Origin of the sequence: Sporosarcina sp. E16_8, from assembly GCF_017347095.1 — a bacterium.
Classification (GTDB): Bacteria; Bacillota; Bacilli; order Bacillales_A; family Planococcaceae; genus Sporosarcina.
On sequence record NZ_JADPRZ010000031.1, the window covers coordinates 1 to 16004 of the forward strand.

A 16004-nucleotide genomic window follows, 5' to 3' on the forward strand; every position below is an offset into this window, starting at 1 on the left:
CATAGCTGGGTTGCTTATGACTCAAGGGGCTGGCGCCCGGAGCCTAGACGACAACAAAAGCGTAGGGCGTCGTCTAGCCCCGCCAGGCATAAGTCGACCCAACGACGTGGCGGTTTTTGCCACATAGCTGGGTTGCTTATGACTCAAGGGGCTGGCGCTCGGAGCCTAGACGACAAATCATTTTATACAAACTTTCTCCCAGTACGAGATTTAATGATTTCCTAGGTAAAGAGAAAGGATGGTATGTATATGGTATCTGTACAAGAAGTATTTTTGTTGGCGATTGAAATGGACATGATGCACTTGGCACATCGGATTTTTTGGGCAATTGCCGAGGGGAAAGTAACAGTGGAGGAAGATTCCGAGCGACTGGATGCGATCGACTATGACGAAGTGGCGATTTCGAAAATGGTTGCACGAAATCAGTTACGTATTGGCAAGATTAAGCTATACGTTGCCGAAACAACAATGCCAGATCGATTCGCATTTTATTATAGTGAAAATGTTTTGGAAGCCCATGCACTCCACCAGGACATGTTCCGAGAGACACCAAAACGATTGACGAATGCCTCCCATTTAATGACGAAGCTTTTTCATTTCGATGAAACGGATGCTGCGAATATATTATACTTCCACCGCAACAAAGTGGTCGCTTATCCGTACTACTTAGGACATGCCAGGGCGGGGGAGCGGGTGTTGGCGCGGATACGGGCCTGAGTGTGGTAACAAGACTGAAAATTTCGCTTATTATCTATAGTAAAAGTGAAACGTTTTGTCATTCGATACGTATTAGAGATAACGGGTTTAACTGAAAAGGGTCTATTAGTACGAGGAGGGATTCAATGAGACGGTTGTATATCAAACAAAAGGTATTTAGTCTGAGCGGCAAGTTTTCGGTGAAGGATACAGAAGAGAATGAAGTGTATTTCGTAGAAGGAAGCTTCATGAAAATGCCAAAGACATTTTCGATTATGGATGCGGCTTTACAAGAAGTTGCGATGATAACGAAAAAGACGTTTAGTTTCCTACCGACTTTTTTTGTCGAAGTGCACGGGCAAGAAACGGTAATGATAAAAAAGGAATTTTCTTTTATGAAAGCACGGTATTCAATTGACGCGGCAGGGATTGAAGTACAGGGGAATTGGTGGGATATGGATTTCGAAGTGTACCAACACGGGGAACTGATTGGGGCTGTCAGCAAGAAGTGGTTCACATGGGGCGATAGCTACCAGTTGGAAATTCTAGATGATGAGATGGAACCACTTCTCGTGGCGCTCGTTGTGGCAATTGACTATGCAAAAGCAGCCCAGTCTGCTGCTGGTGGGGCGGCTGGAGGAGGGGCGTAACCAAAACCAGTCAAGTGTCATTCCGACAAACCCTTTGAGCGTCATTAAGTTTAGTGAAGGGTGCTAGATTCTTATTGAATTATGAGTCAACTGGGAACCTGGGACTCGGAACTCAGCAGAAAGAGATAAACCTTTGAAATATAATATAAAAATCGGTTCATCACATGTTGAGCGATTCTGTTTGGGTTCACAAATTCCGATTAGTCAGCCAAATATAACCTTAACTAGCACCTCAATTCGAGGTGTTTTTTTCATGGGAAATAAAATGATGTTTAACTGTATAATGGTAGGATATAAAATTATTGAATCTAGGTGGTCGATTATATGAAAAAGATTACGATTACATATGAAATTCTTATGTTAATTCTTGTTATCGTTTCATTACTTTTTGCTTTTTCAGAGAACGAACAAATTGTATTGTACGATCGTATTATCTGGATAATATTTGTGATAGATTATACAGTACGATTTTTACGTTCAGAAAACAAATGGACTTATGTAAAAAAACATCCTTTAGAGCTTGTTGCGATTATTCCTTTCGACTCCATATTTAGAGTGGCTAGATTCGTTCGGTTTTTCAGGATTATTCGTTTACTTGGAATTGGCTCACGGTTTCTAAAACCGGTCTACAGTATTTTAAAGACCAACGGATTAGATAAATTGCTAATGGTTGCTGTTGTTCTATTGTTTATTATTCCTATTCCAATTGTTTTGGTTGAACCATCGATTAACACTTTTACTGATGCACTCTGGTGGGCTGTTGTAACAACAACAACTGTTGGGTATGGTGATCTTTCACCTACCACCCCTTTAGGTCGAGTTTTAGCTGTAGTTTTAATGTTGGTGGGTATTGGAATCATCGGTACGTTTACCTCTGCCATTACAAGTTATTTTAGCAAGAAAAACGAGCTGTCTCACGATAAACAAGTGTTAGAAGTAATACAATCAATCGAGAAAATTGAAAACCTTACTAAAGAAGACATAGAACTCATTCAGCTATTTATCAAAAGGAAAAGTATTGAATAACTTGAATCAGAGCATCCCTAAAAAGTTGTGGTACGCTGTATGTCGAACAAAGATAAACAATTCACGCTCCTGAATAAACAGATTAGATAACAGACATTTAGTGAATGGAACCAGATTCTAATTGAATTAGGAATTAATTTAGAACCTGACCCTCGAAACTCGAGGGTGTTAAATAGTCAATACTATCACCAAATTAGCTGTTATTTGCGCTTCAGATACATAACACAAAAAGCACCCAAAACCAAAGTTTTTAGGTGCTTTTTGACTCTATACTATTCAAATTAGCATGTCTGAAGAGAACTCAAATGCCAATTTACGTGACATCCATTTCGTTAAAGATAATAAAGTTACTAACTTTTGACCTTTACTAGACGAAGTGCATTTAAAATAACAATCAGTGCAGCTCCAGTGTCACTTAATACAGCAACCCATAGTGTTAGCCAGCCAGGAAAAATTAATAGTAAAGCTACTACTTTTACTAGTATAGAAAACCAAATATTTTGTTTGATAATAGAGATTGCTTTTCTACTTAGCTTAATTGTATGTGGCAGTTTATCTAAGTTGTCAGCCATTAATACGATATCTGCAGTCTCCATTGCAGTATCTGTGCCAGCACCGCCCATCGCTATCCCGAGGTTTGCAGTAGCTAGTGCAGGGGCATCGTTTATTCCATCGCCAACCATGGCTACTCGATATCCTTCTTCTTGCAGTTGTTTTATTGCATCTACTTTTTCTTCCGGTAATAGTTCAGAGAAATAGCGGTTCACGCCAGCTTCAAAAGCGATTGCTTTGGCTGTCCCCTCATTATCTCCTGTAAGCATTACAATTTGCTTAACGCCTATTTTTTCTAAATTTGCGATTGCCACTTTAGTTGTTTTTCGAATCGTGTCTGAAACACAAATTATTCCTAAAATGTTTTCAACTGTCCCTATGATGACAATGGTTTTACCTTCATTTTGCAGGCTTAGAATTTGTTCTAGGTGGTTAGTGATAGGGGTGCCGACCTCTTCAAATAGTTTTAAGTTTCCAGCAAAGTAGGGTACATTACCGATTGTCGCTTGAATTCCTTTTCCCGCACGGTTCTTAACCTGTGCACCGCTCTTCGCTTGAATGCTTTTAGCTTTCGCGTAATTCACTATTGTTTTAGCAATTGGGTGTGTAGAATATTCCTCTAAAGTTCGAGCGATAGATAACATGTTTTCTTCTGAATCATTAAAGACTAGCACATCAGTAACTTTTGGTTTTCCTTCAGTAAGTGTTCCAGTTTTGTCAAAGGCAATGGCATTTATAGAGCCAGCATTCTCTAAGAATGTTCCACCTTTGATAAGAACACCATTTTTAGCAGCATTTCCTAGGGCCGTAACAATTGCAACTGGAGTTGATATAACAAGTGCACAAGGACAGGCAATCACTAACAGCATTAATCCTTTATAAATCCAGGCCTCCCAAGTACCAAAGGCAAGTGATGGGGGAATGATTATCACCATAAGGGCGAGTATGAATACAACAGGTGTATAAACTCGAGCGAACTTATCTATAAAAGCTTCCGTAGGAGCCTTTTTCTCTTGGGCTTCTTCAACTAAATGAATGATTTTTGAAATAGTTGTATCCTCTATTAGTTTTGTCACTTTAACGCTCAGTGATCCGTGTACATTTATGGAACCGGCATACACGAAACTACCCTTTACTTTATCAATGGGGATGGATTCTCCTGTTATAGCCGCTTGATTGACACTGGATTCGCCTTCTATTACATCCCCATCTAATGGGATTCTATCCCCAGGCTTCACTATAATCACTTCATTAATTGCTACATCTTCAACAGGCTTTTTGATTAATTCGTTTCCAATTTTAACCCAAGCTTCCGGTGGGGTTAACTCCATTAGCCCACGAATCGATTTCCGTGTTTTTTCAATGGCACGATTTTGCAAATTTAGACCTAATGAAAATAGCCAAACAACAGTGGCACCTTCAAGCCATTCGCCTAGAAATGCAGCTCCGATTGCGGCAGCTGACATGAGTACGTTCATATCTAACGAGCGGCTTCTAATCGCATAATAAGCACTTTTTACAGGTTTATATCCGCTTATTATCATTGCAACTGCATACATGGTTATCGGTAGATATGGAGGAAATCCCGTGTAAGTTCCGATAAATCCTAGCGCAATTAATATACCTGAAAAAATGACAGCCCCATTCTGATTACTAGAACGTGTGGAGGAAGGCGTCCGCTTATTGTTAGTGATGAGTGACGCTTTAAATCCAGCTTTAGCTACTTCGTTAATAATGTCTTCTGGGCTATTTTTATGTTCAATTTTCATTTTGCCCGTTGAAAAATTCACCTGAACGTGTTTGACAGTAGGAAGATTTTTCAAGTGGTTTTCAATTGTTAAGGCACAAGATCCACAATCCATTCCTTCAATAAAGTAACTCTTCAAGTTGTTAGTAACTTTAATAGGTTCAACTTCAAAACCAAGCTTCTTCATTTGTTTTTGGATGAATTTAAATTCAAGTTCAAGTTCATCAGTCGTACTAACCTGCATTTTTCCTGTACTATAGTTGACGTTCACTTCATTGATATTTTTTTGGCTGATTAAACTTTTTTCAATCGTTACCGCACAGGCTGGACAATCCATTCCATAAACTCGAAATTCCTCTTTCAATCTTTTATTGAATTTCACGTTAACCGGATGTAGATTTTCTTTTGTATGAGTGCAATAATCGACTGAAACAATCGAAGTTTTATCTAGTTCTATACCGCTGCAGCAAGACTCTACTTTAGTGTTTTCCTCACTAATCATCGAATTTTTGTTACAACATTCATCTTCGACTACTTTATCTATAGTGTTACTGCTACAACAATTTGTCATATCATCCTGCTTTGTTTCAATTTGAGTTGCTTGGTTGCTACTGCAGCAGGTTTTTTGTTCCACTTTTTTTGGGGGGGCTGCTTTGGTCGAACAGCATTTTTCATCCATTTTAAGCACTTCCTAACTTATATGATTATCACAACAAGCAACATTGTCTTCAATTTGATTAAGTACATTATCAAATGTGTCTAACAACTCTTTAATTTGCAGATTTCGCAACCCGTAGTAGACGTATTTCCCTTCAGGCCTTCCTACAATGATCCCACAACCTCTAAGACAGGCTAAGTGCTGCGAAATATTTGACTGATTTCCTTCTATACTTTCAACAATTTGTGATACTGTCTTTTCCTCAAATTTGATGCACTCTAATATTTGTACCCTTGTTTTATCTCCGAACGCACGTAAAAACTTCACTTTAAGATCTAAATCTGTCTGAATCATGATATCTCTCCTTTTATATTAGACAACACTAATATGTTTTGTTATCATCATATTAGCAATGACTAATATGTGTGTCAAATTTATGAATTGAGTAGAAAAATAATAGAGAAGAGGTATTTGATGAAACAGAATAAGAATTCAAATATGAAATTTGTAGTTGCATTAACGCTCGCTTTAGTCGTAATAGTGGCGGCGGTCGCTGTACTCAGCAATAAACAAGAATCCTTGCCTACAGAAATAAAGCAAATTGATGTTACTGGGCAACCCTCACTGGGGGAAGAGGATGCTCCTGTAACGGTTGTTGAATTCGGTGATTTTAAATGCCCTGCATGTAAAGCATGGGGCGAAATGATTTATCCGAAATTAGTTAATGATTATATCGAAACTGGTAAAGTGAAATTTTCATTCGTGAACGTATTATTCCACGGTAAAGAATCGACTTTAGGATCGATTGCCGCCGAATCCGTTTATGAGCGGAGCCCGGATTTGTATTGGAGCTTTCATCAAGCACTGTTTGATGCACAGCCAGTTGAAAACCATGATGAACAATGGATAACACCGGAAAAAATCCTTGAAATTGCAAGCGGTTTTCCCGAGATTGATCCAACATTGTTAAAAGAGGATATGGAACAGGAAGCGACTATGGAGAACGTTGAAATTGATAAAGATTTAGTAAGTGAAGCCGGAGTTTCAATGACTCCGTCCATTATGATTAACGGGAGAATGATGGAGGATCCCTTTGATTATGAAGCCATTAAGGCGGCAATAGAACAAGCGATTAAGGATAAAGACTAATGGTCGAGACTAAAAGAACGGAATCCAAATCGCAGGGATTTTTATTATACGGGGCTTGGGTTGTCTCATTAGTTGCAACGTTTGGGAGCTTGTACTTCAGTGAAATTAAAGGGTTTATTCCATGTGAGCTATGTTGGTATCAGCGGATTCTCATGTACCCACTTACTTTGATACTAGGGATTGGAACTTTTCAGAATGACAGTTCTGTTAAAAAGTTCGTGCTTCCGTTAGCACTTATTGGAGGAAGCATATCTTTCTTGCATTATTTAGAGCAGAAGATACCCGGCTTTGGCGGTATCAAGTCGTGCGTGAGTGGTGTACCTTGTAGCTCCCAATATATAAATTGGTTCGGATTTATAACGATACCATTTTTAGCATTAATAGCTTTTGTAATTATTGCTTGCTGTATGGTTTTTATAAAAACGAAGAAGACAATTAAGTAACGAACATTTCTAAAGGGGCTAAAGATTCGACTCTAGTCATAATTTTGGGGTGACGGCAGGTACTGCAATGATTCGAAGGGTGTGAATTGTGTCAATGCCAGGCACCGAGTGTTCTATTTTTCAAAGCACTAACAACAACTAGTATATTAATGTGATTGACTATAATTCATGAAGTCCAAAAGCTACAACTCCTGAAGAACATTCAGTAATTGTAGCTTTTTTATTACACCAACTTAACTTAATCTTCAATTAACGTGTAGATTAATTTCATAAAAAAACCCATATGTATTCTGATATAAAAAAATCATTGCACAATTCGGAAACTCCGTGTTAAAATGAATTGACAGTCTACTTTGAGGCGAAATAAGTACATTCTGCCTCACTAGGGAGAAGTGACTGTACGTTTTTATCATAGGGGTTTTAAGAAAATTAGTTGGGGGTAGAATAATGAAGAATTTACTAGTTAAATGGAATCAAATAAGTCTAGTAAAAAGGATAATTATCGGTATTATTGTCGGTATTATTTTAGCTTTAACGGTTCCTAATGCAACTGGCCTATCTATTTTCGGTTCTTTATTTGTCGGAGCACTAAAGGCAGTGGCACCAGTCTTGGTATTATTCTTAGTAATGCACGCAATTTCCGCACATAAAAGCGGTACGAAAACGAATATGAAAACGATTCTTGTTCTTTATGGGATTGGTACACTTCTAGCAGGGGTTGTTGCTGTTGCTGTAAGCTTCATGTTCCCAGTTACACTAACGTTGACTACAGGAGCAGAAGGACTTACCCCTCCAGAAGGTATTGTTGAGGTTCTTGAAACATTACTCTTTAACGTGGTTGCCAATCCTGTTAATGCATTACTAAACGCTAACTATTTAGGTATTTTAATGTGGGCAGTTGTTCTTGGACTTGCATTGAAAAATGCCAATCAAAATACGAAAGACGTGTTAGGTAGTTTTTCAGATGCAATTACTAAAGTAGTACAATGGGTGATCAATTTAGCGCCGATTGGTATTATGGGGCTTGTATTTGATGCTATTGTAACGACTGGCTTTTCTGCTTTACTTGTATATGGTAAATTAGTTTTAATTTTAGTTGGCTGTATGTTCTTTATCGCGCTTGTAGTGAATCCGTTAATCGTGTATGTCTATATACGCAGAAATCCTTATCCAATCGTTTTCAAGGTTTTAAAAGAAAGTGGTATCACGGCATTCTTTACACGTAGTTCAGCTGCAAATATTCCAGTGAATATGAAATTATGTGAAGAACTTGGCTTAGATGAGGATACTTATGCAGTGTCAATTCCTCTAGGTGCTACGATTAATATGGCTGGAGCAGCAGTTACAATTTCTGTATTAACTCTTGCAACAGTCCATACGCTAGGGATTGAAGTTGATTTCGGGACTGCACTTCTGCTATCTATCGTAGCGGCTGTCTCGGCAGCAGGTGCATCAGGTGTTGCAGGCGGATCACTTTTACTGATCCCACTAGCATGTAGCTTGTTTGGAGTTCCAAATGATATTGCAATGCAAGTTGTTGGTGTAGGCTTTATCATCGGTGTTGTTCAAGACTCTTGTGAAACTGCATTGAATTCATCGTCTGACGTACTGTTTACAGCTACAGCAGAATATGCGAAAGAACGTAAAGAAGGTAAAGTCGTTACTGTGAAGTCTTAAGAAGTACGATGAAAAATTAAAAGCCACGATTACCGGAGCTGTTTCGGTGATTGTGGCTTTTTGGTTGTGCAGAAAAAAATTTTTACTCATTTAAAGCAATTTGAAACTACAATTAGCCGTGTAAAGGGAAAAAACAGCTATAATGAGTATAGAGCTAGTTGAATTGCGATTTAGGGAGTGTTCCATACATGCAAAGTTTCGTTGTGATGCAAGGTCAGACGTATCAAGAAGAAAAAGAATTAGGGATCATTTGGTCGCTGCAACAAGACAGTACTGGGAAAGAACGTCATTCACGGCTACGAATGATAGAGGTAAATGAAGGGGATCGCATATTTCATTATGTAAAAGGAAATATTGTTGCGGTTAGTGTTGCTAAATCGGGATGCCAGATAGCGGGTAAACCGTCAACTTTGCACAATCATGAACGCGGGAATGATAATGGCTATTTAGTAGAACTGGACTATCATGAACTTGAAGTACCTATCAATGTGCTTTCGAAATTTGATGAAATTATGCCGCTTCTACCAATTAAATATTCACCGTTTCAATCAGACGCAAACGGTAATCAGGGATATTTGTATCCTTGTAATGAGGAATTATCAATAAAATTAGTAGAATTAATTGGTGACCTTAATATTTATCAAGTAGATGAAGAGCAGCTAGAATTAGCAATTGGTACGGTACTACAAACAGAGCGTAACACGTTCATTCCGATGATTACTGAAACGGAATCGGAATTGAAAACAAAGATTCGTTTAGGGAAACAAAAATTTAGAGAAGGTTTACTACCGCTATGGGATTACAAATGTGTACTTTGTGAGATTGAGTTACCGGCACTACTTCGTGCAAGCTATTCTAAGCCTTGGAAAGACAGTATGGATTTTGAAAGAGTGGATCCTACTAACGGTGTACTTCTATGTTGTAATCATGATGCGCTTTATGAGAACGGATTTATCGCATTCGATGGACAAGGTAGATTGCATATTTCATCTCAGATTCCCGAACAAGATTATGACAAATACAGCATACATTCATTAATGAAAATCGCTCGAACTGAAGAGAACAAGCCCTATTTCAAGTGGCATAAAAGAAATCTTTTTAAAGGTTAAAATAACGAAGACGATTTCATCTAACTAGAGATGAAATCGTCTTTTTTTATTGCCAGAAATTATAACAACAGATGAAACAGTGTACTTAGTAAATAGCCCATGACAATATACGTGATAAATGAGCTTACAGAAACAACTTTTATATTATGCAGGATGAATTCGCTAATGCTTGTAGCTGCAATGAGGCCAATAGAGATTCCCATAAGGACACCTTGCTCTTTTGTAGAGAGATTCACGTAATGCCCAATCCAGATAAATAGGCTAAAACAGATTGATAAGCCGAAGAAACAAAACAACAGCTTCCATGGCTTTATCCCTTGCGAAATAAATGCGGTGGTAAGGGCAAAACCTTCCGGGAGATGATGCAGAATGACTGAGGCTGTAATCGTGATGCCGACTATCGAATTTTCCATCAAGCTACCAATGGTCATACTTAGTGGGATTGTATGGATGAGTATGGCAAGCATGAGTAAGTAAACGGATGGATTTTGACCGGCAGATGGATGGGCTAAATTGCGGAGCACTAGAAAAAATAGATAGCCAATGAATATGCCTAGAATAATGCCGAAAGACTTGTACATCTTCAATGCGCTTGGAATGATATCGAGTGCCAGTAACCCTACTAAAAATCCACCGCATAGGAGTGATAATCCTGCAGTTGAATTATGGAATAGCTTGGAGACTAACCAAGCGATACCGCCGCCGAAGCTTACACTTAAAAAAAGAAAACTGCCAAGTAGTAGTGCGCTCACTTTCATCACCCCGATCAATCTAAATCTTATTCTTAAAAGCTCTCTTCGAAATATATGCAGATTGCTCTAATCTATGAAAGTACAATTTTCACAGCAATAATGTGGGGAAGGCTTTTATATAAATGGAGGAACACAAAGAGAAAAGCGGGGTCTGAGTATCGTGCCGCTATGAGTAGATGACTTCATCTTCGGATGAGGTCGTTTTTTTTGTACTGATGACTGGCATAATTTTAGGTCTGTCTGCCTATACTGTGTAATAAGTGGATTTAAGAGTTCTAGATTATCTATCTTAGAGTGCGATCCTATTTTCAATAATACTAGGAAACAAAGAACGTATACGGAGGGGTTGTAAGTGCAGAAGATGCAACACGGTTTAGAGATAAGAACACCAGTTATGCATCGGTATCATTTAGGAAAGAGGTTTTTCGACATCGTCGTCAGTCTACTGCTCCTCATTTGTTGCCTTCCCCTATTCATCTTATTGGCTATTGCCATTATCCTATTTTCGGGTGGACCGGTCTTTTTTACTCAAACAAGGACAGGCATTGGCAATAGAGAATTTACGATTTTTAAGTTCCGTACAATGAAAACTGTGAAACAAGATGACAATAGGCATAAGTATGAATGGAAAGAAGGGGTTCCCGACAGCTTTCTTTTTAAAACGGCAGGTGATGCGACTGTAACGTCAATCGGTAAAATTTTACGAAAGTGCAGCTTGGACGAGTTACCTCAACTTCTGAATGTATTGATGGGAGATATGAGCATTGTCGGACCGCGGCCTGAAATACCTGCAATTACAGATTTGTATAATGGCCATCAGGCAAAAAGGTTACTTGTAAAACCTGGAATCACAGGATTTGCCCAAATAAATGGGCGATCTGAAATAAGTCATGGCAAGAAAATAGAATATGATTTGTATTATATTGAAAATTGTAGTCTTTTGCTTGATATGAAAATAATTGCTGCAACAATTGTATTTGTAATAAGGGGGAAGGGGGCTTTTTGATAATGACAATACTTGTAGATATGCACAATCAACTATTGCAAGTACCAGGAAGTAGTTACACAAATGAAGAAGAAACCATCCGAATCCTTAAATTAGCTGCTGATGATGGTATTACACATATGATTGCAACTCCTCCTTTCAGATACGGAGATTTTGTAACGGATAGGATGTCTATCAAGAGTCTCGTGAACAGTCTGAATGATAAGGTTGTTAGCTTAGCGATACCGATAACCATTCTACCGGGAATGGAAATTACGCTTTATGAACAACTTGCACAAGATCTAAAAGTGAATGCGGTCCCACTTGCTGATACCAATAAATATGTATTGATAGTTTTTCAGGATGATCGTATACCGCCATTTGCTTTATCAGTTTTATTTGAGATACAGCTTATGGGCTATATTCCAATCATAGCGAATGTAGAACGGATTCAGGAGTTGATGACGAATCCCAAAAAAATACTGGAGTTTATTAATAGGGGAGCACTTGTCCATGTAAGTGCGGCAAGTATTATTGGTTTAAATGGTAGGAAAACTCGTGAAATTTCAGTGAAACTTTGTAAGAAAGGGCTTGTACACTTTATATCATCATTTTCCTCAGGTGATGAAAAAAGGCCATCTCATTTAAGAGGTGCATACAAATACTTGGAAAGAAGAATGACGCCCAGCACTGTGAAGAAAATTATGGGAAATACTGTGTGTGTTCTTCAGGGAACTGATTTTCATAGTCTAACTGGAAAAAAACACAAAAAGAATCGGTATAAATAATATGAGATTCCCTACGATGACGATGTCTATGCATAATGAAAAAGGTACACATATAATTGGACGGAAGGGGGCTTATTGAAAATAATGTTTACTATAACGGTCAGCCCAATACGAATACATTGAATCAGGAAATGGAAATGAAAGACTTGGTGGAGGCAATTGGAAAACGATTAAAGATAGTTGTCATATTGGTTTTCCTTTTCACCCTTTGCGGTGGGCTAATAGGCTATTTCATCCCCCCGACATATGAAGCGAAGATAGATGTCCTCATTAATGCGACAACGGGAAGTACAGGGAATACGACTTTATCTATGAGTGAAATAGATATGAGTTTCCGTTTGGTTGAAACGTATAAGGAGATAATGAGAAGTGATCGGATGAGAAGTAAAGTGAATTCGAAGTTAGAAGGATTGAATATGAAATTCGAGCTGGAAAAAAATATAAGAATTGAGTCTGGGAACAATTCACAAATCATTACGATTATCGCCCATGAAAAAACACCTAAAAGGGCTACTGATCTTGTAAACATATATGGCTCAACATTTCAAGAAGAGATTAAAACACTCATGAATCTTAATAACGTTACGATTTTAAAAGAAGCAGTAGAAGAAACAGATACGCGGAAGATTAAATCTAATTTATTTTTTTATCTAACGCTCTCCTTCATCACAAGTTCTGTTGTTTGTCTTGCAGTCATTATCATAAAGGAAGTATATTTCTCATTTCTTGATTCAGAACGTAAAGTCGAAAGAGTTCTTCAGGTACCCCTTTTAGGGACAATCAATTCAAATAGTGAAAAATTCCACGATGTAAATAATCCATATGAATTGACCCGTACGCTGAGAAGTGACTTGCAGTTTTCACGTGCTTTCGATGAGGATTTTGGTAGGCTTGCTGCGAATATTCATTATCTCATCGAACAAAAAAAGGTGAAAGTTATAATGATGGCAAGTTCTAATCCAGGAGACGGCAAAACATTTATTGGAGTAAATCTGACAGTCGCATTGGCGAAGGATAACAAGAAGACGCTGTTTGTCGATACTAATTTCCGTAAGTCAGATGGTAGGCTACTGTTTGATTTACCGGAAAGAAAAGGGCTGACATCTGTTCTTTCTGGGAATTATAAATTGAATGAAATAGTTCAGGAAACCGGTATAAAGAATCTATCGTTCATTGGTACAGGGCCACTACCTTCAAACCCAACACCTTTCCTCCTTTCAGAAAAGATGGACAAACTACTAGATGAGCTGAAAACACTGTTTGATGTCATTATCATTGACTCGCCGGCATTGATAGTTGCGGATGCGGTCAGTTTACTTCGAATGACAGACGGTTGTATATTCATTGTCAATGCAAGGAAAACATCGGAAAAGCAGGCCATCGATAGCTTCCAATCACTAAGTAAAGTAAATGGAAGCATCATAGGTACTGTACTAAATGACGATATAAAAAGATGAGTCTAGCAGATATAGCAATATTGAAAGAGGGAAAGGTTTGGATGTTAATAAAGGGAGGGGACAAGTTGAAAGTTTTAGTTACGGGTGGTGCTGGATTTATTGGATCCCATGTAGTTGAAGAATTACTGAATCATCAATATGAGGTGGTGATCGTCGATAGTTTTGTAACTGGTTTCCCGGAAAATGTATGCGTAGATGCGAAATTGTATCGAAGGGACATCACTGACCTGGAGTTAGAGGACGTATTTAAGCTAGAAAAACCAGATTTTGTACTTCATTTGGCAGCCCAGGCTTCAGTTATCACTTCAACAAATGATCCGTATTTAGATTTCTTCACGAACACAGTAGGAACTGTTAGGGTTTCACTATTATCCAAAAAATATAATGTGAAAAAAATCATATTTGCCTCTACCGCAGCAGTCTATGATGAACCTTCTTACCTTCCAATAGATGAAAAACATCCATTAAAACAGCAGTCCTATTATGCTCTATCAAAGTATTCAGCTGAAAACTTTATATTATTGAGCGGTGTCATGCAAGATTTGAATTACTGTATATTACGATTTTCAAATGTTTATGGGCCAAGGCAGAACGCGGAGGGGGAAGCCGGTGTCATTTCAATTTTCATTAACCGCCTTTTGAAAAATGATGAAATTTACATTTACGGTGGAAGTCAAACAAGAGATTTTATATACGTGAAGGATGTGGCAGCTGCTTGCCACCTTGCAATGGTGGGGAAACAAAAAGGCGTTTATAACATTAGTTCCTGTACAGAAACAACGATTAATCAGCTATTTCAACTGATTTCAAGTGAGATGGATGTCATTTCAATCCCGGTTTATAAGTCTTTGAGAGTCGGAGAAATTGTACAAAGTGTATTGGATCATACGAAAGCACTTCAAGAGTTGGAATGGCGTTTACACTATTCCCTTGTGGATGGACTGAAAGAGACCGTTCAGTATTATTCACGTAACAAGGTGAAGCATCTTGGTAATTTTATTACTAGTAGTTAGAGTGGGTTAACCTCGCTTTAAGTAAAAAAAAATACTTATGTCATTTAGGAGTTTAATCAGGAGGGAGGCTATGTATAAACAACTGAAAATTCCATTGATCCTATTTTTAACTTATTGTTTATCATATTTGATGTTATCGACAGTTTTTTATACATTAAGCCTTTCGCAAGGAAAAGATGGTTTGGAGTTAGCGTTTTTCGGTGGTGGGGACGATGGTGCTATTTACGCAGAACAAGCCGGAAATATAGCCAATAGCTTGCCTGCGGTATTAACCTCAATACATGCATGGATTTTAGGGCAGATACTTAAATTATTCAATAGCGAAAGTATTTTCCTACTCAAATTGTTTAACATCACAGGTAATTTCTTTCTTTTGATTACTGCACTTTTCACTTTAAGAAAGACTGTTGGTGTTAAGAAAGAATCTGGTACGGGGGCGGCTATTTTAATATTATTTTTGTTATATTACCCCAGCTTACTATTGAATTCCACATTATCAATTTATCGAGACGTTTGGATTTGTTTCTATTACTTGCTGTCTATTTATCTATTCTCTACGTTATGGATTGTGAAAAGTAGATGTCCATTTCTACTCAATTTTATATTATTAATGGCATCAGTAGGGATGCTTGGAGGATACCGTGAATATGCATTGTTAAGTTTTTTAATAGGTTCTATTTGTTATTTAATTTTTATAGGTAGGAAAAATAGTAGGTTGTCGTTCAAGAAAATTATTATGGCTATCGTTGTCGGGTTTTCCATTGCTTATACATTCTTACGAGATACTACAATTCCATATGTGAATCTTTCTTTTCAAACTGTTTTGGACTACCGGCACTCTCCGTATAATATTGGGGGTAGTCAAATGAATATTTCTTTGGATCAGCCAAACGTCTTTCTTTTCGCTATCAATTATTTTCACAGTTTTATTAGCAATGTATTAGGCCCATTACCTTGGCAAATTAATAGTGGAGCAACCTTATTAGTCTTTTTTTCGGAAACTTTATTATTCTTGTCAATTCTCCTATTTCTTTTCAGGAGGAGAAAGCAATTCGGAAAGATGGACTTACTTTTAATTTTGCACAGTACGGCCTGGTTTATGTTAATAGCGATTTCGAATGATAACTTGGGAACGACTGCACGATTGCGAATGGTAGGATGGATACCACTCTTTATAGTATTCACTAAGCATTATAGTGAATACTATACACGTAAAAAAGGTCTGAAATTGCAAGAAATGAAAAAACTCAACCTTAGAATAGTAAAATAAATACAGAAATCTTGATATAGCCGGTTGGTTTG

The 16004-nt window shown here is 37.8% G+C and carries 15 protein-coding genes; 12 read left to right on the top strand and 3 right to left on the bottom strand.

The annotated features are described in order from the left end of the window. Nucleotides 1-249: 249 nt before the first annotated feature. From I2484_RS14950 to I2484_RS14960, 3 genes are all read left to right on the top strand, one after another. Nucleotides 250-717 (top strand): immunoglobulin domain-containing protein, encoded by a 468-nt coding sequence (locus I2484_RS14950; protein WP_207151847.1) that lies wholly within the window; start codon nucleotides 250-252, stop codon nucleotides 715-717. A gap of 125 nt (nucleotides 718-842) precedes the next feature. After that, complete coding sequence (locus I2484_RS14955) at nucleotides 843-1346, top strand: LURP-one-related/scramblase family protein (RefSeq protein WP_207151848.1); 504 nt, start codon at nucleotides 843-845, stop codon at nucleotides 1344-1346. Nucleotides 1347-1670: 324 nt separating this feature from the next. Continuing rightward, a complete protein-coding gene (locus I2484_RS14960) occupies nucleotides 1671-2372 on the top strand; it encodes a potassium channel family protein (protein ID WP_207151849.1) in 702 nt (233 codons plus the stop codon). 350 nt (nucleotides 2373-2722) lie between these two features. Here the strand turns inward: I2484_RS14960 and I2484_RS14965 are convergent, their stop codons facing one another. Beyond that, complete coding sequence (locus I2484_RS14965) at nucleotides 2723-5350, bottom strand: heavy metal translocating P-type ATPase (RefSeq protein WP_207151850.1); 2628 nt, start codon at nucleotides 5348-5350, stop codon at nucleotides 2723-2725. A gap of 12 nt (nucleotides 5351-5362) precedes the next feature. Then, a complete protein-coding gene (locus I2484_RS14970) occupies nucleotides 5363-5683 on the bottom strand; it encodes an ArsR/SmtB family transcription factor (RefSeq protein WP_207151851.1) in 321 nt (106 codons plus the stop codon). A gap of 120 nt (nucleotides 5684-5803) precedes the next feature. Here I2484_RS14970 and I2484_RS14975 point away from each other — a divergent pair, with 120 nt between their 5' ends. The 4 genes from I2484_RS14975 (at nucleotide 5804) to I2484_RS14990 (ending at nucleotide 9707) form a co-directional block, all read left to right on the top strand. Beyond that, complete coding sequence (locus tag I2484_RS14975) at nucleotides 5804-6478, top strand: DsbA family protein (protein ID WP_207151852.1); 675 nt, start codon at nucleotides 5804-5806, stop codon at nucleotides 6476-6478. Further along, on the top strand, nucleotides 6478-6921 hold the full coding sequence (locus tag I2484_RS14980; RefSeq protein ID WP_207151853.1) for a disulfide oxidoreductase: 444 nt from the start codon (nucleotides 6478-6480) through the stop codon (nucleotides 6919-6921). The genes I2484_RS14975 and I2484_RS14980 overlap by 1 nt, the downstream gene beginning before the upstream one ends. Before the next feature lie 447 nt (nucleotides 6922-7368). Further along, nucleotides 7369-8598 (top strand): serine/threonine transporter SstT, encoded by a 1230-nt coding sequence (gene sstT / locus I2484_RS14985; protein WP_207151854.1) that lies wholly within the window; start codon nucleotides 7369-7371, stop codon nucleotides 8596-8598. A 188-nt stretch (nucleotides 8599-8786) separates the two neighbouring features. Then, on the top strand, nucleotides 8787-9707 hold the full coding sequence (locus tag I2484_RS14990; RefSeq protein ID WP_207151855.1) for an HNH endonuclease: 921 nt from the start codon (nucleotides 8787-8789) through the stop codon (nucleotides 9705-9707). A gap of 59 nt (nucleotides 9708-9766) precedes the next feature. On the opposite strand, the gene I2484_RS14995 is transcribed toward I2484_RS14990, so the two are convergent. Next, nucleotides 9767-10465 carry a ZIP family metal transporter gene (locus tag I2484_RS14995; RefSeq protein WP_207151877.1) on the bottom strand — a complete coding sequence of 233 codons (699 nt, stop codon included), beginning with the start codon at nucleotides 10463-10465 and terminating at the stop codon, nucleotides 9767-9769. 355 nt (nucleotides 10466-10820) lie between these two features. On the opposite strand from I2484_RS14995, the gene I2484_RS15000 reads away from it, so the two are divergent. From I2484_RS15000 to I2484_RS15020, 5 genes are all read left to right on the top strand, one after another. Beyond that, nucleotides 10821-11465, top strand: a complete 645-nt coding sequence (locus tag I2484_RS15000) for a sugar transferase (RefSeq protein ID WP_207151878.1) — start codon at nucleotides 10821-10823, stop codon at nucleotides 11463-11465. 2 nt (nucleotides 11466-11467) lie between these two features. Continuing rightward, nucleotides 11468-12232, top strand: a complete 765-nt coding sequence (locus tag I2484_RS15005) for a tyrosine-protein phosphatase (RefSeq protein ID WP_207151856.1) — start codon at nucleotides 11468-11470, stop codon at nucleotides 12230-12232. A gap of 56 nt (nucleotides 12233-12288) precedes the next feature. Next, nucleotides 12289-13689, top strand: a complete 1401-nt coding sequence (locus I2484_RS15010) for a tyrosine-protein kinase domain-containing protein (protein WP_207151857.1) — start codon at nucleotides 12289-12291, stop codon at nucleotides 13687-13689. 65 nt (nucleotides 13690-13754) lie between these two features. Further along, on the top strand, nucleotides 13755-14702 hold the full coding sequence (locus I2484_RS15015; RefSeq protein WP_207151858.1) for an NAD-dependent epimerase/dehydratase family protein: 948 nt from the start codon (nucleotides 13755-13757) through the stop codon (nucleotides 14700-14702). A gap of 70 nt (nucleotides 14703-14772) precedes the next feature. Then, nucleotides 14773-15972: a hypothetical protein gene (locus tag I2484_RS15020; RefSeq protein WP_207151859.1), complete on the top strand. Its 1200-nt coding sequence runs from the start codon at nucleotides 14773-14775 to the stop codon at nucleotides 15970-15972. Nucleotides 15973-16004 lie beyond the last annotated feature (32 nt).